This window comes from Pseudomonas oryzihabitans, assembly GCF_007665395.1.
GTDB classification, from domain to species: Bacteria; Pseudomonadota; Gammaproteobacteria; order Pseudomonadales; family Pseudomonadaceae; genus Chryseomonas; species Chryseomonas psychrotolerans_C.
Genome location: NZ_VDND01000006.1, coordinates 253,479 through 272,342, shown reverse-complemented (window position 1 = coordinate 272,342; position 18,864 = coordinate 253,479). Strand labels below are relative to the sequence as shown.

The 18,864-nt window shown below is 64.2% G+C and carries 18 protein-coding genes and 1 tRNA gene; 7 read left to right on the top strand and 12 right to left on the bottom strand.

Going from position 1 to position 18,864, the window contains the following annotated elements; translation table 11 throughout:
• Window positions 1-19: 19 nt before the first annotated feature.
• Window positions 20-1,147: a multifunctional CCA addition/repair protein gene (locus FSV73_RS14955; RefSeq protein ID WP_145008633.1), complete on the top strand. Its 1,128-nt coding sequence runs from the start codon at window positions 20-22 to the stop codon at window positions 1,145-1,147.
• A 348-nt stretch (window positions 1,148-1,495) separates the two neighbouring features.
• Here the strand turns inward: FSV73_RS14955 and folK are convergent, their stop codons facing one another.
• Window positions 1,496-2,029, bottom strand: coding sequence for a 2-amino-4-hydroxy-6-hydroxymethyldihydropteridine diphosphokinase (folK, locus tag FSV73_RS14950; RefSeq protein WP_145008632.1), 534 nt, complete (start codon window positions 2,027-2,029; stop codon window positions 1,496-1,498).
• Complete coding sequence (gene folB / locus FSV73_RS14945; RefSeq protein WP_145008631.1) at window positions 2,026-2,379, bottom strand: dihydroneopterin aldolase; 354 nt, start codon at window positions 2,377-2,379, stop codon at window positions 2,026-2,028. The genes folK and folB overlap by 4 nt, the downstream gene beginning before the upstream one ends.
• A gap of 109 nt (window positions 2,380-2,488) precedes the next feature.
• On the opposite strand from folB, the gene plsY reads away from it, so the two are divergent.
• A complete protein-coding gene (gene plsY, locus FSV73_RS14940; protein ID WP_145008630.1) occupies window positions 2,489-3,058 on the top strand; it encodes a glycerol-3-phosphate 1-O-acyltransferase PlsY in 570 nt (189 codons plus the stop codon).
• A gap of 45 nt (window positions 3,059-3,103) precedes the next feature.
• On the opposite strand, the gene tsaD is transcribed toward plsY, so the two are convergent.
• Entirely contained in the window at window positions 3,104-4,129 is a 1,026-nt protein-coding gene (gene tsaD, locus FSV73_RS14935; protein ID WP_145008629.1) for a tRNA (adenosine(37)-N6)-threonylcarbamoyltransferase complex transferase subunit TsaD, read from the bottom strand.
• A 205-nt stretch (window positions 4,130-4,334) separates the two neighbouring features.
• Here tsaD and rpsU point away from each other — a divergent pair, with 205 nt between their 5' ends.
• From rpsU to FSV73_RS14910, 5 genes are all read left to right on the top strand, one after another.
• Window positions 4,335-4,550 carry a 30S ribosomal protein S21 gene (rpsU, locus tag FSV73_RS14930; protein ID WP_007159750.1) on the top strand — a complete coding sequence of 72 codons (216 nt, stop codon included), beginning with the start codon at window positions 4,335-4,337 and terminating at the stop codon, window positions 4,548-4,550.
• Window positions 4,551-4,863: 313 nt separating this feature from the next.
• Window positions 4,864-6,771 carry a DNA primase gene (gene dnaG, locus FSV73_RS14925; RefSeq protein WP_145008628.1) on the top strand — a complete coding sequence of 636 codons (1,908 nt, stop codon included), beginning with the start codon at window positions 4,864-4,866 and terminating at the stop codon, window positions 6,769-6,771.
• A gap of 78 nt (window positions 6,772-6,849) precedes the next feature.
• The gene (gene rpoD / locus FSV73_RS14920; RefSeq protein ID WP_145008627.1) at window positions 6,850-8,703 is read left to right on the top strand and encodes an RNA polymerase sigma factor RpoD; all 1,854 of its coding nucleotides are present in this window, start codon (window positions 6,850-6,852) and stop codon (window positions 8,701-8,703) included.
• Window positions 8,704-8,807: 104 nt separating this feature from the next.
• Window positions 8,808-8,884: transfer RNA gene (locus tag FSV73_RS14915), tRNA-Ile, on the top strand.
• Between the two features lie 882 nt (window positions 8,885-9,766).
• Window positions 9,767-10,651: a hypothetical protein gene (locus FSV73_RS14910; protein WP_145008626.1), complete on the top strand. Its 885-nt coding sequence runs from the start codon at window positions 9,767-9,769 to the stop codon at window positions 10,649-10,651.
• A 169-nt stretch (window positions 10,652-10,820) separates the two neighbouring features.
• On the opposite strand, the gene FSV73_RS14905 is transcribed toward FSV73_RS14910, so the two are convergent.
• From FSV73_RS14905 to FSV73_RS14865, 9 genes are all read right to left on the bottom strand, one after another.
• Window positions 10,821-12,008 carry a type II toxin-antitoxin system HipA family toxin gene (locus FSV73_RS14905; RefSeq protein WP_145008625.1) on the bottom strand — a complete coding sequence of 396 codons (1,188 nt, stop codon included), beginning with the start codon at window positions 12,006-12,008 and terminating at the stop codon, window positions 10,821-10,823.
• Window positions 12,008-12,259: a helix-turn-helix transcriptional regulator gene (locus FSV73_RS14900; protein ID WP_145008624.1), complete on the bottom strand. Its 252-nt coding sequence runs from the start codon at window positions 12,257-12,259 to the stop codon at window positions 12,008-12,010. The genes FSV73_RS14905 and FSV73_RS14900 overlap by 1 nt, the downstream gene beginning before the upstream one ends.
• 136 nt (window positions 12,260-12,395) lie before the next feature.
• Window positions 12,396-12,977, bottom strand: a complete 582-nt coding sequence (locus FSV73_RS14895; RefSeq protein WP_145008623.1) for a DUF4337 domain-containing protein — start codon at window positions 12,975-12,977, stop codon at window positions 12,396-12,398.
• A gap of 58 nt (window positions 12,978-13,035) precedes the next feature.
• Window positions 13,036-14,295: an acyltransferase family protein gene (locus FSV73_RS14890; RefSeq protein ID WP_186309240.1), complete on the bottom strand. Its 1,260-nt coding sequence runs from the start codon at window positions 14,293-14,295 to the stop codon at window positions 13,036-13,038.
• Window positions 14,296-14,462: 167 nt separating this feature from the next.
• Complete coding sequence (locus FSV73_RS14885; RefSeq protein ID WP_145008622.1) at window positions 14,463-15,341, bottom strand: SMP-30/gluconolactonase/LRE family protein; 879 nt, start codon at window positions 15,339-15,341, stop codon at window positions 14,463-14,465.
• A 10-nt stretch (window positions 15,342-15,351) separates the two neighbouring features.
• On the bottom strand, window positions 15,352-16,170 hold the full coding sequence (locus FSV73_RS14880) for an NAD-dependent epimerase/dehydratase family protein (RefSeq protein ID WP_145008621.1): 819 nt from the start codon (window positions 16,168-16,170) through the stop codon (window positions 15,352-15,354).
• A gap of 96 nt (window positions 16,171-16,266) precedes the next feature.
• Window positions 16,267-17,463 carry a hybrid sensor histidine kinase/response regulator gene (locus FSV73_RS14875; protein ID WP_145008620.1) on the bottom strand — a complete coding sequence of 399 codons (1,197 nt, stop codon included), beginning with the start codon at window positions 17,461-17,463 and terminating at the stop codon, window positions 16,267-16,269.
• Window positions 17,456-18,043: a chemotaxis protein CheB gene (locus tag FSV73_RS14870; protein ID WP_145008619.1), complete on the bottom strand. Its 588-nt coding sequence runs from the start codon at window positions 18,041-18,043 to the stop codon at window positions 17,456-17,458. Before FSV73_RS14870 ends, FSV73_RS14875 begins: the two co-directional genes overlap by 8 nt.
• A 1-nt stretch (window position 18,044) precedes the next feature.
• Entirely contained in the window at window positions 18,045-18,863 is an 819-nt protein-coding gene (locus tag FSV73_RS14865; RefSeq protein ID WP_145008618.1) for a CheR family methyltransferase, read from the bottom strand.
• Window position 18,864 lies beyond the last annotated feature (1 nt).

Genomic DNA, 18,864 nt, shown 5'->3' with positions numbered 1-18,864 from the left:
CGCAAGGAGGTCTTTTTCTATGCAAATCTACAAGGTGGGCGGCGCCGTCCGTGATCGCCTGCTCGGTCGTCCCGTCACCGAGGTCGACTGGGTCGTGGTGGGCGCCAGCGCCGAAGCCCTCGCCGCCCAGGGCTATCGCCCGGTCGGGGCGGACTTCCCGGTCTTCCTGCATCCGCAGACCGGCGAGGAATACGCCCTGGCCCGCACCGAACGCAAGAGCGGCCGCGGCTACGGCGGCTTCACCTTCCACGCGGCGCCCGACGTCACCCTCGAACAGGACCTGATCCGTCGCGACCTGACCGTCAACGCCATGGCCGAGGACGATGAGGGCAACGTCATAGACCCCTATGGCGGTCGTGCCGACCTCCAGGCGCGCCTGCTGCGCCACGTCTCGCCGGCCTTCGCCGAAGACCCCCTGCGCGTGCTGCGGGTCGCCCGCTTCGCCGCTCGCTATAGCGCCCTGGGTTTCCAGGTCGCACCCGAGACGCTGTTGCTGATGCGGGAAATGGTCGCCAGTGGCGAACTCGATGCCTTGACGGCCGAGCGGCTGTGGAAGGAGATCTCCCGCGCCCTGCTCGAAGAGCGGCCCGATATCTTCATCCGGGTGCTGCACGACTGCGGCGCCCTGGCCGTGCTGCTGCCGGAGGTGGCTGCCGGGTTCGCCGACGAGCAGCCCGAGCCGGGTGCCCGGGTCTATGCCACCCTGCGCCAGACCGCCGAGGTCCAGGCCTCGCTGAACGTGCGCTGGGCCTGCCTGCTGCTGGACGTACCCGAGGATGGACACGCCGCCATCAATGCCCGCCTCAAGGTCCCGCGCGAACCCGCTGAACTGGCGCTGCTGCTGGCCCGTCATTGGCCCACGGCTCTGCAGGCCCGGCAGCTGACTCCGGAGGCCTGGTTCGAACTGCTGCAAGGCTTTGACGTGCTGCGCCGCCCGGCGCGCTTCGAGGAATTCCTTCAGGCTTGCGCCTGTGCCGCAGCGGTCCGGCCCGACGAAGGCGAGCCACCGCTGGCGCTGCTGCGTCAGGCGGCCGAGGTATTGCGCGGAGTCGAGGTCCAGCCTCTGGTCGCCCAAGGCTTCAAGGGTGCCGCCTTGGGCGAGGCCCTCAAGCAGGCCCGTATCGACGCCCTGGCGCAGCTTTCGTAGGTTGGGCTGAGCGCACTCCCGAGCACCCCTCACCCCAACCCTCTCCCTGAGGGAGAGGGGGTTGTCCGAGCTGGACGGAGCCTGTGTTAGAGCCGTAGCGTGGAAAACGGCGCAGCCTTTTCCGCTGGGAGGCTTCGCGAGGCATGCCCTCACCCCAGCCCATTTTCGAGGGAGGGGGAGAAGCACAAGCGGAGTTCCCGTAGGTTGGGTTGAGCGTAGCGAAGCCCAACAGCCGACGCCCAAGCGCTTACGCCTGAGCAACCCTCACCCCAGCCCTCTCCCAAAGGGAGAGGGGGAACAGGCACAGCAGAGTTTCGCTAGGCTGGCGCTAAGCCCAATACCACCGAGCTACGGCAGCTTGGTGCCGAGCAGGGACTCCGGGGTGAGATCCCTACCCTTCCAGCTGAAGGACACCGGACGCAGCACCTGGCTCGTCTGGCCGCGCATCTCCTGCCACAGCTCGTCGAAGGCACGGCCGTTGCCGGGATGCCGCCGCTCACCGGCCAGCAGTGCCAATGGCCAGAGCACGAAGGCGTTGCGCAGGATCTCGGCACGCGGCAGCGTCAAACCTGCCACCTCGCCGGTCAGGTCGCCATAGAGCAGGATATCGATGTCCAGCGGCAGGCCCTGGCGATCGGGCGCATAGCGTCCACTACGGGTTTCGATGGCCTTGAGGTGCTGGCTCAGCGCTGCGGGATCGAGCCCGGTCTCGCCGCCCACCACCAGATTGAGGAAGGGCGCACTGCGGATGCCTACGGCCTCGCTTTCGAACACCGGCGAGCAGTGCAGATCGGTCAGCAGCTCAGCGAGCTCGTCCAGGGCCATGCCCAGGTGCCGCTCACGCTGGATGTTGCTGCCCAGCCCCAGATAGACCCTGGTCACGCCTGCCCCCGCTCGATTTCCACGCCCACGCCACGGGCGGTCGGCACCGCGCCGGGCTTGGTGATGCGCAGGCGCAGCCAGGGCAGCTTGAACTCCGCCTGCAGCAGGGCGGCCAGGCGCTCGGCGAAGGTCTCGACCAGTTCGAAAGCCGTCTGCTGGGCGAAGGCGGTGATGCGCTCGGCCACCGCCGCGTAATTGAGGGTGTGTTCGAGTTCGTCGTTCTCGGCAGCCGCGCGGATATCCCAGCCCATGGTGAGATCGATGCGCAGGCACTGGCGGATGTCACGCTCCCAGTCGTACACCCCTATCACGGTGTCGACCTCGAGTCCCTCGATGAATACCTTGTCCACTGCCTTTGCCTCGCACCTTGCCGTGCTCTGTGTGATCGTCACCGCCGGCCTATCGTCGGGCGGCGGGCTGTCGGTAGAATCGAGCCTTCTCCTGGCGCGGAACCCTACCATGTTCTGGCTGCTGCTCCTGCTGGCCTATCTGCTGGGCTCGCTGTCCTTTGCCGTGCTGCTCAGTCGCCTGTTCGGCACCCGCGATCCGCGTCACGATGGCTCAGGCAATCCCGGCGCCAGCAACATGCTGCGCCTGGCCGGACGCAAGCTGGCGCTGCTGACCCTGGCCGGTGACCTCGCCAAGAGCCTGGTCCCGGTGCTGATCGCCCAGCAGGCGGGGCTTGCGCCCCTGCAGCAGGCCTGGATTGGCCTCGCCGCCGTGGTCGGCCATCTCTATCCCCTGTATTTCCACTTCCGCGGCGGCAAGGGCGTGGCCACGGCTGCCGGCCTGCTGCTGGGGCTCTATCCCCCCGCGGCCCTGCTGGGCCTGGTCCTCTGGGCCGGGGTTTTCGCCAGCCTGCGCATCGCTTCCCTGGCCTCGCTGGTGGCGCTGCTGGGCATCCTGCCGCTGTTCGCCTGGCAACGCCCGGACCTGCTGGCTCCCATGCTGCTGCTCGCCGTGCTCATCCTGATTCGTCATCGCCACAACCTGCGCGCCCTGCGCCAGGGTACCGAGCGTCATTTTTGACCCTGGCGTCAGGCGAGGATTACCCAGCGACGTCGTCCTGCCGTCTCAGAGCGCCGCCAGTTGCTCCATGGGCCAGCGTGCCTTGACGGCGATGGCCGGGCCTTCCTGCTGGCCGGCCAGCAGGCGCTGGCAGCCGGCGTAGGCGATCATGGCGCCGTTGTCGGTGCAGAAGCGCGGCCGGGCATAGAAGACCTGGCCGCCCAGCTCGCCGAGCATCTGCTCCAGGTTCTCGCGCAGCGCCCGATTGGCACTGACGCCACCGGCGATCACCAGCGACTTGAGCCCGGTCTGCTTCAGGGCTCGCTTGCACTTGATCGCCAGGGTCTCGACCACCGCCGTCTGGAACGCCAGGGCGATGTCGCAACGGGTCTGCTCGCTGTCGTCACCGGCCGCCTGGCAGCGCTGCCAGGTGGTGAGGGTGAAGGTCTTCAGGCCACTGAAGCTGAATTCCAGGCCGGGCCGATCGGTCATGGGCCGCGGGAAGACGAAGCGCCCCGCCACACCGCGCTCGGCCAGGCGGGCGATCTCCGGTCCGCCTGGATAGCTCAGGCCCAGCAGCTTGGCGGTCTTGTCGAAGGCTTCGCCGGCGGCATCGTCCAGGGACTCGCCCAGCACGCTGTAGCGGCCGATGCCATCGACCTGCACCAGTTGGGTATGACCGCCGGAGACCAGCAGGGCGACGAAGGGAAATTGCGGCGGTGTCTCTTCGAGCATGGGCGCCAGCAGATGGCCTTCCATATGGTGGACGCCGAGGGCGGGCACGCCCCAGGCCAGCGCCAGCGCCTGGGCACAGGCCGCGCCCACCAGCAGGGCTCCGACCAGGCCGGGGCCGGCGGTGTAGGCGATGGCGTCCACCTCGTCGGGGCGGCTGCCCGCCGCGTCCAGCACTTCGCGGATCAGCGGCAGCATGCGCTTGACGTGATCGCGCGAGGCCAGCTCCGGCACCACGCCACCGTAGACGCGATGCAAATCGATCTGGCTGAACAGCGCATCGGCCAGCAGGCCGCGCTCGCTGTCGTAGAGGGCGACGCCGGTTTCATCGCAGGACGTTTCCAGTCCCAGAACACGCATGGAGATAAGCCTTCGAGGGTATAGAATGTCAGGCTGCGCATGATAAGCGCCGCTTCCAGCACCGGCCAGCGCTTTTCGTCCGCCGGGGCTTGGCAGCAGGGCAGTTGAAGCGTTACTATCCGCAACCCTTAAAAACCGACGCTTCCCGTGCCCTTTTGCCGCTAGCGTTGGATTAAACCTCGGTAAATTTGAAGGTACGACCTGGATGCCCAACGTCAAAGTCAAAGAAAACGAACCCTTCGACGTAGCGCTGCGTCGTTTCAAGCGTTCCTGCGAGAAGGCCGGTGTACTGGCCGAAGTGCGTAGCCGCGAGTTCTACGAAAAGCCCACCGCCGAGCGCAAGCGTAAAGCTGCTGCCGCGGTCAAGCGCCACGCCAAGAAAGTACAGCGCGAGCAGCGCCGTCGCGAGCGCCTGTACTGAGTTATAGCGCTCCTCTGGCGTCATCAAACAACCCGACCTCTGGTCGGGTTGTTCGTTTCTGACACTCCTGCTTCGCCCTGGCGCCCTCTGGCGTAGTGCGGCGCTTCAGACGTTCGCGCAAGATTTGGCGAGTGATTTTTTGGCACGGACAAGGCGCTGCGACGAGTCATAGCAGGGCTATGGCGAGGAGTAGCAACGCCGTCCAGGACGAAAAAGCGCCACCAAAATTGTGTAGATAACTTCTGAAGCACCGCACTAGACTGCCCTCCTCGCTTCATCCTCCGCTCTTCGCCCTTCTATCCAGACGCTGACCATGGCCGGACTCATCCCGCAAGGCTTCATCGACGACCTGCTCAACCGCACCGACATCGTCGAGGTGGTGGGCGCGCGGGTGAAGCTCAAGAAGGCCGGCAAGAACTGGATGGCCTGCTGCCCCTTCCATAACGAGAAGACGCCCTCCTTCAGCGTCAGCCCCGACAAGCAGTTCTACTACTGCTTCGGCTGCGGCGCCGGCGGCAACGCCCTGGGCTTCATCATGGACCACGACAACCTCGAATTCCCCGAGGCGGTCGAGGAGCTGGCCAAAAAGGCCGGTGTGGACGTGCCGCGGGAAGAGAGTGGCGGTCGACGCAAGCCACGGCAACCCACGGACTCTCCGCTCTACCCCCTGCTGGCCGCCGCCGCCGAATACTATCGCCTGGCGCTGCGCAACCACCCCAGGCGCCAGGCGGCGGTGGACTACCTGAAGAAGCGCGGCCTCACCGGCGAGATCGCCCGGGACTTCGGCCTGGGCTTCGCCCCACCGGGCTGGGACAACCTGGGCAAGCACCTGGGTGGCGACGACCTGCAGCAGAAGGCCATGCTCGACGCCGGCCTGCTGGTGGAAAACGCCGAGAGCGGCAAGCGCTACGACCGCTTCCGCGACCGGGTGATCTTCCCCATCCGCGACAGCCGCGGCCGGGTGATCGCCTTCGGCGGCCGGGTGCTGGGCGACGACAAGCCCAAGTACCTCAACTCGCCGGAAACCCCGGTGTTCCACAAGGGCCAGGAGCTCTACGGCCTGTTCGAGGCGCGCAAGCACAACCGCGACCTGGACGAGATCCTCGTCGTGGAAGGCTACATGGATGTCATCGCCCTGGCCCAGCAAGGCATCCGCAACGCCGTGGCCACCCTGGGCACCGCCACCAGCGAAGAGCACATCAAGCGGTTGTTTCGCATTGTGCCGAGCATCCTGTTCTGCTTCGATGGCGACCAGGCCGGCCGCAGCGCCGCCTGGCGCGCCCTGGAATCGGCGCTGCCGGTGCTCAAGGACGGCTTCCGGGTGCGCTTCCTGTTCCTGCCCGAAGGCGAGGACCCGGACACCCTGGTGCGCGCCGAGGGGGCGGATGCCTTCCAGGCCCGCTTCGTCCAGCAGGCCCAACCGCTGGCCGAGTACTTCTTCCAGCAGCTGATGATCGAGGCGGACCCGGCCACCCTGGAAGGCAAGGCGCACCTGGCCACCCTGGCAGCGCCGCTGATCGAGAAGATCCCGGGCAACAACCTGCGCCTGCTGATGCGCCAGCGCCTGAGCGAACTCACCGGCCTCGGCAACGAGGCCCTGAGCCAGCTGGCACCTGCCGCACCGCCGCAGGACGCACCCCCGCCCGACTATGGCGACTACGCCTATGCCCAGGCCGAGGAAGCCCCGGCGCAGCAGCAGTGGACGCCACGCCGCGAAGGCAAGGGTGGACGCGACGGCAAGGGCTGGAAAAAGGACTTCAACGGCAAGGGCGGCGGCGAGCGCATTCCGCGCCAGCCGCCGGTCAAGGTGGAAACCCCGGTACTGGCCGCCCTGCGCAGCCTGCTGCATCACCCGACCCTGGCCCAGGCGGTACAGGATGCACGCAACCTGGCCGAGGAAAGCGACCAGTACGCCCAGCTGCTGGTAGCCCTGGTCGAGGCGCTGCAGAAGAAACCCGGGCAGAGCACCCTGCAACTCATCGCCCGCTGGCACGGCACCGAACAGGGGCGGCTGCTACGCGCCCTGGCGGAAAAAGAATGGCTGATTGCCGGCGATAACCTTGAACAACAGTTTTTCGACACCATAACGAGGTTAGCCGCCAGCCAGCGTGATCGCTCGCTGGAGCAACTCCTACGCAAGGCGCGACAGAGCGAGCTGAGCTCCGAAGACAAGGACCGCCTACGCGAACTCCTCAGCCGTCCGGCGGGCTCCGTGACCTAACTGGCACGGCCGCCGTCTAACCGGCTATAATGTTCAGCTTATTTTTTGCCCGCCTATGCCTTCAGTGGAAGGGTACCTATGTCCGGAAAAGCGCAACAGCAATCCCGTCTGAAAGAATTGATCGCCCGTGGTCGTGAGCAGGGTTACCTGACTTACGCGGAGGTCAATGACCACCTGCCGGAGGATATTTCAGATCCGGAACAGGTGGAAGACATCATCCGCATGATCAATGACATGGGGATCAACGTATTCGAGACCGCGCCGGACGCCGATGCCCTGCTGCTGGCGGAGACCGATACCGACGAAGCCGCCGCCGAAGAAGCCGCTGCCGCCCTGGCCGCGGTGGAGAGCGATGTCGGCCGCACCACCGACCCGGTGCGCATGTACATGCGTGAAATGGGCACCGTGGAGCTGCTGACCCGCGAAGGCGAGATCGAAATCGCCAAGCGCATCGAGGAAGGCATCCGCGAAGTCATGGGCGCCATCGCCCAGTTCCCGGGTACCGTCGACTACATCCTCAGCGAATACACCCGCGTCACCACCGAGGGCGGTCGCCTGTCCGACGTCCTGGCCGGCTACATCGATCCCGACGACGGCACCCTGCCGAACGAGAGCGATGTCCTGCCCGTCCCGAACAAGGCCACCGATGCCAAGGCCGTGGACGACGAGAAGGACGAAGAGGAAGAAAGCGACGACGCCGACGAAGAAGAAGGCGACGGCGGTCCGGATCCGGAAGAAGCCCGCCTGCGCTTCGGCGCCGTGGCCGAGCAGCTGGAAAAGACCCAGAAGGTGCTGAAGAAGCACGGCCGCGACGATGATCGCGCCGTGGAAGAATTCGTCGCCCTGGCCGTGCTGTTCTCGCCCATCAAGCTGGTACCCAAGCAGTACGAAGCCCTGGTGACCCGCGTGCGCGAGTCTCTGGACCGCGTCCGTGGCCTGGAACGCGCCATCATGCAGCTCGCCGTGCGCGATGCCCGCATGCCGCGTGCCGACTTCCTGCGCCACTTCCCCGGCAACGAGACCAACACCGAGTGGACCGCCGGCCTGCTCAAGGGCAAGCCCAAGTACGCTGAGGGTCTCGAGCGCTTTCAGGCCGACATCCAGGCCAAGCAGGCCCAGCTGGCCGAGCTGGAGCGTGACTACGAGCTGAAAGTCTCGCAGATCAAGGACATCAACCGCGCGATGTCGATCGGCGAGGCCAAGGCCCGCCGCGCCAAGAAGGAAATGGTCGAGGCCAACCTGCGTCTGGTGATCTCCATCGCCAAGAAGTACACCAACCGCGGTCTGCAATTCCTCGATCTGATCCAGGAAGGCAACATCGGTCTGATGAAGGCGGTGGACAAGTTCGAATACCGCCGTGGCTACAAGTTCTCCACCTACGCCACCTGGTGGATTCGCCAGGCCATCACCCGCTCCATCGCCGACCAGGCGCGCACCATCCGAATTCCGGTGCACATGATCGAGACGATCAACAAGCTGAACCGGATCTCCCGCCAGATGCTGCAGGAGATGGGCCGCGAGCCGACTCCGGAAGAGCTGGGCGAGCGCATGGAGATGCCCGAGGACAAGATCCGCAAGGTGCTCAAGATCGCCAAGGAACCGATCTCCATGGAGACGCCCATCGGCGACGACGAGGATTCGCACCTGGGCGATTTCATCGAGGACAGCACCATGCAGTCCCCGATCGAAGTGGCCACCAGCGAAAGCCTCAAGGAAGCCACCCGCGACGTGCTCTCCGGCCTCACCGCCCGCGAAGCCAAGGTGCTGCGCATGAGATTCGGCATCGACATGAACACCGACCACACCCTCGAGGAAGTGGGCAAGCAGTTCGACGTCACCCGCGAGCGGATCCGCCAGATCGAAGCCAAGGCCCTGCGCAAGCTGCGCCACCCTTCCCGCAGCGAACACCTGCGCTCCTTCCTCGACGAGTAAGGCGCCCGCGCGGCACGGAAAACCGGAGCCCAGGCTCCGGTTTTTTTATGCCCGACAAGGGTTTGGCGATCACCCGCCACCCCGGTATACTCCACCGCGCTATAGGGCCTATAGCTCAGTCGGTTAGAGCAGAGGACTCATAATCCTTTGGTCCACGGTTCGAGTCCGTGTGGGCCCACCAGTAAGATTAATGATCTAGGCCAGTATTATGTTGGCCTTTTTCATTTCTGCTCAACGAACGTTTCGGCGAGAAAGATCGAAGGCCCATCCCGGAGTACATTGGCTTAATCGAGACGCTTTTGCTCGATCAGAGATTTGGCTCATCGGGCTACGAGCCTCAGTTGTATCCAGCACGCAGGGCATCGGGCTTGCGCTTTTCCAGCGTAGCACCACGCCTGAACCTGCCCAGCGCTGCAGGCGCGGCACACGGAGCTCATGGTGTGCGCTTCTGAACCCGTGCGCTTGGCATCCTCGTAGTCTTTGATCTGGGCTAGCCACTTAGCCGCGAAGCTTACACCGGACATCTACGACGGCATCTTCGGCGTCACGGGATGCTCGCCCAGCGCAGGATGTCTTGGTCCATCGGCAGATAGCTGATATTGGCGGTCCAATCTCGCCAAGGCGGCTTGCATCAGAATCCGCGTGTCGGTCGGGTAAAGCATGAATGCCTAGGTTGCGTAGCGATGCTTCTCGGATTCGTGCTGTTCCAGTCTGCAGCTCACCAAGCACGTAAAGCACGCCCCCCCCCCCCCCGGAAAGCTTTTCAGCTGACCGCGTCGTAGTTCCGGTAAATTAGTAGCCGGTTGCGGATCACGTTAGCGCTGATCCCGTGATGGAAGGCTACGATGGAAATCGCCGCTCTAGGTTTAAGCATTCTTCGGCAATTTGAGCTTTGAACTATTTGCGGTAAGAGCTTCGTTGGCAAACGGAAATCCTAGCGATACATTGGACTTCGACAGGTGCGTTAGCTAACCACTTACTCTAAAAACGCCAACCGATATCAATTGAGCACCGCCAACTGCCGAGCATTTACATATTAAATCATCGCACGGGAAAAGACACGATGGCAAATTTCACCGATGAAGACATTTTTCGGCTCGATAAAAAATATGCTCAAGAGGGAGTTCGGTTCCACGCAAGGCCTTTCCACGCAGCCCTCGAAATTCTGGGCACTCGATTTAGTGAAGGGTTGGGAGATAATCCCGAAGTCGAAGAAGTCTATCGTGCCTACGCTCGCTTAATCCCCAGTGTAGAAACGACGTGGCCGGGAATGGGTGTTGGGCTCGCGGCCTCGATTGATGAAGTCCGAAAGGTAACTCTTGGCGTTACCTTCGGAACTGCATCCATAACCATTGATAAGGGGTTGGAGTTCGACAGTCCGGCCAAATGGTTTAAATGGTGCAGAAACGATCGCAATATTGCTGCACGCTCGGCCTATGCGTTTGCCGACATTCACGATTTGATTATGGGGATCGACTATGCCCAACACGACGCAAGGCCCGCCGCGCGCAGTTTGTGGACACAAGCGACGTCAAATCTCGAAGATGTAGCCAACAGCTTGAGTAGCAGCTACATCTCTAGCTCTATCATCCAATCCATCTGCCTAGTGGCTGAGTTAGCGATGAAGGGCTCACTGTATTACTCCGGCATGTCGGAAAAGGCAATCAAGGAATTGAACCATCGTCACAAAGATATTGCCAAAAGATTGATTGCGGCCTATCCACATTCTGAAGATGAACTGCTCATCGAAGCAGCTAATCGTTTGCCGAATTATGTTGCGACTCGATACACTGATTCCGGCCTCACACGACTGGACCTAGTCGGTCTCGCGCTGGACGTGCAGTTCATCGCCGCATCCTCACTTCGCAGAGTCAGTGATGCTGGCATGGCGGCGGAAATGGAAGCGAGTGGCGATTTCCCAGGTACCCGAAAACACGTCTTCTCGTGAGAAATTTGCCAGCATCAGTCCACACCTCGCTCCTCGTAATCCTTTGGCTCACTGTTCGGGTCCGTGTGAGTTCACCAGTTTTCAGGGGCCCCGTTTTGCGCGGCTTATTCATGCCTAGGTGTTTGGGCTCGTCCTGCATTGCCCAATGTCTGGTGCCTCAACAACGCGCCTAACCGAACGTCTGCACGAAAGGCGCGGCACAGTGCCGGATGGCAGCGACGACCTGTGGCGCCTGGCTGCAAAGCTCAGCCGAACGATGCAGTACCCGCTCCAGCGCTTCCAGCTGGGCGCGGATCACTTCGGCCGGTCGCTCCACATCGCAGACTTGCGCAAAATCCAGCAAGCCTTGGCGCGAGGCGAACAGCGACTTGTTGCCCATCAACTCCAGCGCCAGGACATCCTCGGGAAGGTAGGCGGTGGTGTTGACGATATCGTAGGCGGGCGCCAGCCGGGCATCCCGCTGGGCAGGATCGGTATAGAGCAAGCCGAAGTTCTTCAGATGCGCATCGCCATTGCCGAGGATGCAGCTCAGGCTCACCGTGGCGAAGAGTTGCGCCAGCGAAGAGCGGACATGTTCGGGCGCACAGAACAGGCGGATGGCCTTGGCGATCGCCGAATAGCTCTTGCTGTACTTCTGCTCCGCCGCCAGCCCCATCAGGGCAGCCATATCTTCGAAGCCGAGAGGTTCAAGATGTTCGTCGCGGTCGAACCGGCGCATGACGAAGAGCTTGGCATTGCTGGAGAGATGGAACTCGGGCACCGGAATGCCTGCTTCGCGGGCCACGGCCATGCAGAGGTATTCGTTGATCGCCAGGCCCGGAAATTCGTCTCGACCGCTCTTGATGATCAACTCGGCGGTTCTCGAGGTGAAGCGGGCATCCTCCCGCTCGGGCACCAACACCTTGGGCTGTACGCCGGAAATACCGGCTCGCAGGATGTAGCGATCCACCAATTCGACGAACAGGTCTTCCGTGCCATCCCACGCGAGAATCTCGCTGAGCCGTTCGCCTGGAAAGCGCTGGCGTTCCAGCAGTGTATCGATCTCAGGCGACGTCACCGTCACGCGACCGATGGGCGAACTACTGCCCGTCAAGGCCAGCAGGGCCATAGGATCCAGAGGCACCAGCTTGGCCAACCTGTTGCGTAGCTGCTCCAGTACATAGCCTTCCGGCAAATTCATCTGGAAGATCGGATGCAGTTCGCGGTGGCGATAGTCATCCAGGCGCACCGGCATCAGCAGACTGACAGCGGCCTGCGCAGAGGCTTCGTTTTGGTAACGAAACAGGTAGTCACCATCCTGGGCCACGAGCGCTCCGCTCTCGCCTGCAGGGGTTGCGACTCGCAGCCGTGTCTTCATCAGTCGAATACCCCCTGGATCTCGTCCAAGGTCGGCAAGGCGGCAGGGATTATCGCCAGCTCACAATCCAAGGCTGCGAGCGCTCGTGCGTAGGCTGCCATACTGACACGGGAGTCTCCTCGTTCCACGGCGATGATCTTTTGGCGGGTAAGGCCTGCCATTTCAGCGAGGCTCGCTTGCGTAAGGCCTCGATTGAGGCGTCGCTGACGGAGTTGGCTGCCGAGGCGTTGACTGATCAGCTCGCTGTCCATGTTCTGCATACGTAACAAAGTCGATGGTTTGTAACGTATACGAGACCTAATGGTTCCAGTAAAGCTAATTCTATCGTTGTAGCAAGCGTCCGCTTTGAGAGCGCCTGGTGGTCGCTACCTAGCAACGCCTGAATGGCTAGACATGCAGCAACGCCAACACCCCTACAGCCACCCCTGCCCCCGCGACTCCATAGACCGCCGCCTGCAGCCAGCGGCGGCGGGTCAGCAAGGTGATGGCGGCCAGGGAGATGGCGACCTGCATGAGCATGGTGGCCTGGGCCCAGCGGTGGTGGCGGTGGAGCTGGGTTTCGCTCAGGGCTTCGTTGGCGTCGACCTTGGCTTCCAGGGCTTCGGCCTTGGTACGGATCTCGGCCTTTTGCTGGGCGTAGCGTTGGCTGTCCTGGGTGAAGCGCTGGGCGGTGTCGGGGTTGGTCGCGAGCGCGGCGCCCAAGTCGGCGAGATTCTGTTTCTCGCCCTTGGCCTGGTAGTAGCCCCACTGGTTGGCGGCTTCGGTCTTGGCGATGGCTTCTTCGTTCTTGTAGTAGAGCGCCAGGCTCTCGGCGTTGCCGCCCTGGTAGGCGCAGAGGGCGCCCAGGGTGGCGAGGATGGCCGTGGTGACGGCGATGCGGCCGGTGAGGCTATCGCGGCGATGGGCGCCGTGAGCGGCGTGTTCCACTTCGTGGTCGTGGGGGCCGTGGACTTCGTATTCGCTGGACAAGGCTCAGCTCCGCTGCGGTTTCCTGCGGCGAGGCTAGCCAGGGTGGCTTAAGGATCTCTTAAGACTTGGGCAGCCGCGCCTGCAACCAACGCCGCAAAGGACCGGCTACCCAGCGCTGCATCGCCAGTCCGAGCAGGACGATGAGCGCCAGGTGCAGCGGCAGCATCCAGCCGGGAATGGGGATGGGCAGGGCCAACGCCTCGCCGACGTCTTCGGCCAGGTCTTCGAGGCTGTCGCCGGCCAGGTGCAGCCAGCCCAGCAGGGTGCGGGTCCAGGGTTCGAGGACGCCGATCAGGGGCGTATGGACGGCGAAGATGCACAGCGAGGCCTCGCCGAGGCGCTGGGCCAGGCGGCGTATACCGGCGCGGCCGGGTTCGCCGAAGGTGGCGCAGGCCAGCAGCACCGCGGCCTGGAAAGGCGTCAGCAGGCCATTGTGGACCAGGTAGAACCAGCGGCGACCATCGCCCTCCAGCAGCAGGGCGCCGAGCCAGAGGCCGGTGAGGCCGAACAGCAATAGAGGGACACGCAGGCGCTGGGTCGTCTCGGCCACCCAGGGCTCCTGTACGGCGCGATAGAGCAGGATGCCGAGCAGGAATTCCGGCAGGCGGATCAGCGGATTGCGGTGGATGACGCCGACGGTGACGGTATCGAAGGCCTGGGCCCAGGTGGCCAGCAGCGGGCCGAGCAGATAGAGGCCCCAGAGACCGCCGGCGGCCAGGGCCCAGCGGCGCAGGCGCATCAGCCGCGGGCCGAGCAGCGGGAACAGCAGGTAGAAGAACAACAGCGCCGAGATCGACCAGGCGGCGCCGTTGAGCCAGAGAAAGCGTGGCTCCCAGGATTGCAGCAGGAGCAGTTGCAGGAGCACATGGGTGGTGGCGGCCAGCCAGGACAGCGGCAGCAGCTCATCCAGCTGGCTGCCTTCGTCCAGCTGCAGATAGGGATGCTGGTTGTAGTAGACCGGCACCCCATGCTCCAGCCAGGAATCCTGCGACAGTCCATAGGCCAGGCCTAGGGCTACCAGCAGGGTGAGCAGGTGGATGGGGTAGAGGTTGCACAGGCGACGCAGCACGAAGCCGCGCGAGCTGCCCTTGAGCGCGCCCTGGCGATCCAGGCTGACGTGGGCCAGCAGGAAACCGGAGAGCAGGAAGAAGGTGCTGGTGGCGAAGAAGCCCATGCCGGCCAGGCGGCGGAAGGCGTTGGGCAGATCGCTGTAGAGCCCGCCCAGGTGGTAGACGACCATGTACAGCGCCATGAGGAAGCGCAACCATTCCAGGCCGTAGTAACGGGCGATGGGGCGCAGCGCGGGGGAAGTGGTCATGACGGCGGCGGACGACGGCTAAAGCCCCATTATAGGTCGCGCAGGCGCTCGACTCGCCGCCGATCATGACAAAAGCATGACAACCGGTGTCCTGCCGTGGCCAAGCACTCGTGGCGGCGCAGGCGCGCCCTGGCCAAGGCTCCCGTTGCGCCTGACCCGCTTGCCACTCAGCCCGCGAAAGCGGGTTCGGGTAGGCCCTGGACCCCGGGATCCAGGGCGAACAGCCCCCCGGCCAGCGGCTGGTCGCTCAAGTCGCCACCCGGGCGGATGGAGGTGACGAACAGGGTATCCAGGTTGCGTCCACCGAAGGCGCACATGGCGGGCTTCTTGACCGGTACGGCCAGGGAGCGATCCAGGCGACCCTCGGGGGTGAAGCGATGGATCAGGCCGGCATCGTTGCCGCAGATCCAGTAGCAGCCATCGACATCCACCGCCGCACCGTCGGGTCGCCCCGGATGGGTGTTCATGTCGACGAACAGGCGCCGGTTGGTCGGCGTGCCAGTCTCGGGATCGTAGTCGAAGGCCCAGATCTGCTGGCGGCTGGGATGGGAGTCGGAGAGGTAGAGGGTGCGACCATCGGGGCTCAACGCCAGGCCGTTGGGCACGATGAGGTCGTCCAGCAGCAATCGAGCCCCCTCGCCTGCCGTGTGGCTGTAGAGGCGTCCGGCCGGAATACCCTGGGCCATGTCCTGCACCATGGTGCCCACCAGGAAGCGGCCCTGGCGATCGCAGCGACCGTCGTTGCATCTCATCGCCGGCTGGGCGTGGTCGAGGGTGACCAGGCGTTCGCCGGTCAATTGACCGGCGGCGTCGGTCTGCAGGGCGAAGAGGCCACTTTCCAGGCCGGCCAGCCAGTCGCCGCTCTCACGGACAGCGATGCAGGCCAGCATTTCCGGTGCGGTCCAACTGTCCAGGGCTCCGTCCAGGGTCCAGCGGTGCAGGCGTTGCGCGGGGATATCGACCCAGTAGAGTGCCTGTTCGGCGACGTGCCAGACCGGGCACTCGCCGGTGGCGTTGCGGGCATCGACCAGCAATTCGGCAGTCATGGCCGGCCGCTCAGTCGTCGAAGGGGCCGGTGGCGACGAAGGCACCACCCTGGTAAACCCTCGACGGATCATCCGCCGCCGGCAGCGGCTGGGCCTCGACCTTGGCGCGGAATGGCTCGGAGCTGTCCTTGGGCTGGAAGCCCAGGTGCGCGGCCAGGCGGTTGTCCCACCAGCTGTCGCGATTGTTGGAGGCGCCGTAGACGATGGTATGGCCGACGTCCGGGGTGGTCAGGCTGCGCAGGATGAGGTCGGTGAGGTCTTCGTAGCTCAGCCAGGTGGCGAGCATGCGGCGGTTCTGCGCCTCGGGGAAGGAGGAGCCGATGCGGATGCTCACCGTCTCGATGCCGTGGCGGTCGAAGTAGAAGCTGGCCAGGTCCTCGCCGAAGGCCTTGGACAGGCCGTAGTAGCTGTCCGGGCGCTGGGGCACGCTGGCGTCGATGCGCTGGTCCTGACGGTAGAAACCGATGACATGGTTGGAGCTGGCGAAGACGATGCGCTTCACGCCATGACGGCGCGCCGCCTCATAGAGGTTGAAGGTGCCGCGGATGTTGGCTTCGAGGATGGGTTCGAAGGCATGCTCGGTGGAGATGCCACCGAAGTGCAGGATGGCATCGACGCCTTCGACCAGGGCATGGACGCCGGCCTTGTCGGCGAGGTCGCAGGTCACCACCTCTTCCGCCGCGCCCTGGGCGGGCTCCATCGGCGCGATGTCGGACAGCCGCAGGATCTCGGCATGGGGCTTGAGCCGCTGGCGCAGCTCCTTGCCGAGACCGCCGGCGGCGCCGGTCAGCAAGAGTCGCTGGAAGCGGGAGGAAGAGACTGCGGACATGGACGGGCGCCTTTTTATGGAGTTATCTGGCAAGAGGTACGACATCTCACCTCTTTTCTCGATTCTCGCGGGCGCCCAGGGTCCTGTCAATGCCAGCTAGGCAGGCAGGCAAGGCAGCCGCAGGCGAAACGTCGCCCCCTGCCCAGCAATGCTTTCCACATGCAGACTGCCACTGTGCGCCTTGACGATCTGGTCGGCGATATAGAGTCCCAGGCCCAGGCCGGCGATGTTCTCGGTGCCGCTGGCGCGCTCGAACTGGCGGAAGATCAGCGCCTGGTGTTCCACCGGGATGCCAATGCCGTGGTCCTTGACGCTCAACTCGACGTCGGCCCCATCGCTGCGCAGGGAGATCTCCACCGGTCGCCCGGCGCCGTATCTCATGGCGTTGGTCAGCAGGTTGGTGATCACCTGTTCGATGCGGAATTCGTCCCAGTAGCCCGGGGCCGTGCCTTCGGCGTGCAGCTGCACCGCGCAACCGGCGGCGGCGAATTGCGAAGCGAAGCTGTCCACCACGGTGTTGACCAGGGCGGCGAGATCGCACTGCAACGGGCGGATGGACAGCTTGCCGGTGCGGATGCGCGAGATGTCGAGCATGTCGTCGATCAGGTGCACCAGGCGCTGGATCTGGCGCTCGTCGCGCTCGGCCATGCCGGCCAGCTTGTCCGGGGTAAAGGCCTCCAGCTTGCCCTTGTCCAGGTACATGCGGCGCAGCTGGGCTTCGAGCATCAGGGTGTTGAGCGGCGTCTTGAGTTCATGGGAAACCATGGACATGAAGTCATCGCGGGTGCGTACCGCCTGCTGCAGCTCCACCTGGGTCTGGCGCAGCTCGGCGAGCAGGACCTCCTGCTCCTGGCGGCTCTGCTCCAGGGCCACCAGCTGCTCGGCGAGGCGCTTGCGGTGCCAGTAGAGGTCGACGAACACCCGGGTCTTGCTCTTCACCGCATGGACGTCGAGAGGCTTGTGCAGGAAGTCCACCGCACCGCTCTCGTAGCCCTTGAAGGCATAGTTCAGGTCACGGCCGGCGGCGCTGACGAAGACGATGGGGATGTGCCGGGTCTTTTCCAGGCCACGCATCATTTCCGCCAATTCGAAGCCATTCATGCCCGGCATCTGCACGTCGAGGATCGCCAGGGCGAACTCGTGCATCAGCAGCAGCTCCAGCGCCGCCTCGGCAGAGGTGGCCTGGAAGATCTCCAGCTCCTCGCTACGCAGCAAGGCTTCCAGTGCCAGAAGGTTCTCCGGCAGGTCGTCTACGAGCAGGATCTTCGCCTGCTCGACGGGTACATCAGCCATGGTCGCGTTCCAGCTCGGTGAGCAATAGATGGATGCCCGGCACATCCAGCACGAAATCCGGGTGGAATCTCTTCAGCGCCGCCTCGGGCATGGTCGGTACCTCCGCCGAGCTCGGCGCTTGGACGACCGTGACGCCGCCGCTCCGGTTCAGGGTGTGTAGCCCATTGGCGCCGTCGTGGTTGGCGCCGGTCAGCAGGATGCCGCAGACCTGTTCGCCCAGCGCATCGGCCGCGCTTTCGAACAGGACATCGATGGACGGCCGGGAGAACTGCACCGGCTCGTCGCGTGACAGCGACAGGGTGAAGTCGTCCTCCACCAGCAGGTGATAGCCCGGCGGCGCGAAATACAGGGTGCCCGGCAGTATAGCGTCCTTGTCCTCGGCCTCGCGCACCCGCAGGGCCAGGCGCGCCTGGAACAATTCGGCCAGCCGCGAGGTGCGGTCGTCGGGCAGGTGCAGCACCACCGCCAGTGGCAGGCGATAACTGGCCGGCAGCGCGCTGAACAGGCGCAGCAGCACCTGCAGCCCGCCGGCAGAGGCTCCGATGACGATGAGGCGCAACGGCTTCAGGGGCGGGAACATGCTAGAGCCTGCGGAACAGTCGTTCCTGCTTCACCACCGGCTCGAAGTGGCTGGCATAGGCGGAGAAGTCCAGCGACTCCTTGCTGCCCAGGCCGAGAAAGCCGCGGTGACTCAGGGACTCGTGGAACAGCCCGAGCGCCCGATTCTGCAGATTCTTGTTGAAGTAGATGAGCACGTTGCGGCAGGACACCAGTTGCGTCTCGGAGAAGACGCTGTCGGTGGCCAGGCTGTGGTCGGCGAAGGTCACGTTGGCGATCAGCGACTTGTCGAACAGGGCGCCGTCATAGGCCGCAGTGTAGTAGTCGGAGAAGGCCCGGGTGCCGCCGGCTTTCTGGTAGCTGGCGGTATAGGCGCGCATCCGCTCCAGCGGAAAGATGCCCTGGCGGGCCTTGTCCATGGAGCGTGGATTGATGTCGGTGGCATAGAACAGGGTGCGCTCCAGCAGCCCCTCTTCCTGGAACAGGATGGCCATCGAGAAGACTTCCTCGCCGGTGCTGCAACCGGCGATCCACACCTTGAGCGAGGGATAGGTGCGCAAGACTGGCACCACCTGCTGGCGCAGGGCGAGGAAGTAACCCGGATCGCGGAACATCTCGCTCACCGGGATGGTGATGAATTGCAGCAGCTCGGCGAACAGCGCCGGATCGCGCAGCACCCGGTCCTGCAGCGCCGAGATGCTGGGACATTCGAAGCGCGTCAGTGCCTGTAGCACCCGGCGCTTGAGCGAGGCCTTGGAATAGTTGCGGAAGTCGTGGCTGTACCTGAGGAAGATGCCCTCCAGCAGCAACCTCAGCTCGATGTCCTGCAGCCGCTCGCTCATG

Bases quoted from the DNA above. Each gene is read 5' to 3' on its own strand.
- FSV73_RS14885 (WP_145008622.1), bottom strand. From the start codon at position 15,341: ATGACTGCCGAATTGCTGGTCGATGCCCGCAACGCCACCGGCGAGTGC.
- FSV73_RS14905 (WP_145008625.1), bottom strand. From the start codon at position 12,008: ATGAAGACACGGCTGCGAGTCGCAACCCCTGCAGGCGAGAGCGGAGCG.
- FSV73_RS14865 (WP_145008618.1), bottom strand. From the start codon at position 18,863: ATGAGCGAGCGGCTGCAGGACATCGAGCTGAGGTTGCTGCTGGAGGGC.
- dnaG (WP_145008628.1), top strand. From the start codon at position 4,864: ATGGCCGGACTCATCCCGCAAGGCTTCATCGACGACCTGCTCAACCGC.
- FSV73_RS14875 (WP_145008620.1), bottom strand. From the start codon at position 17,463: ATGGCTGATGTACCCGTCGAGCAGGCGAAGATCCTGCTCGTAGACGAC.
- rpsU (WP_007159750.1), top strand. From the start codon at position 4,335: ATGCCCAACGTCAAAGTCAAAGAAAACGAACCCTTCGACGTAGCGCTG.
- FSV73_RS14910 (WP_145008626.1), top strand. From the start codon at position 9,767: ATGGCAAATTTCACCGATGAAGACATTTTTCGGCTCGATAAAAAATAT.
- tsaD (WP_145008629.1), bottom strand. From the start codon at position 4,129: ATGCGTGTTCTGGGACTGGAAACGTCCTGCGATGAAACCGGCGTCGCC.
- FSV73_RS14890 (WP_186309240.1), bottom strand. From the start codon at position 14,295: ATGACCACTTCCCCCGCGCTGCGCCCCATCGCCCGTTACTACGGCCTG.
- FSV73_RS14955 (WP_145008633.1), top strand. From the start codon at position 20: ATGCAAATCTACAAGGTGGGCGGCGCCGTCCGTGATCGCCTGCTCGGT.
- plsY (WP_145008630.1), top strand. From the start codon at position 2,489: ATGTTCTGGCTGCTGCTCCTGCTGGCCTATCTGCTGGGCTCGCTGTCC.
- FSV73_RS14870 (WP_145008619.1), bottom strand. From the start codon at position 18,043: ATGTTCCCGCCCCTGAAGCCGTTGCGCCTCATCGTCATCGGAGCCTCT.
- FSV73_RS14900 (WP_145008624.1), bottom strand. From the start codon at position 12,259: ATGGACAGCGAGCTGATCAGTCAACGCCTCGGCAGCCAACTCCGTCAG.
- rpoD (WP_145008627.1), top strand. From the start codon at position 6,850: ATGTCCGGAAAAGCGCAACAGCAATCCCGTCTGAAAGAATTGATCGCC.
- FSV73_RS14880 (WP_145008621.1), bottom strand. From the start codon at position 16,170: ATGTCCGCAGTCTCTTCCTCCCGCTTCCAGCGACTCTTGCTGACCGGC.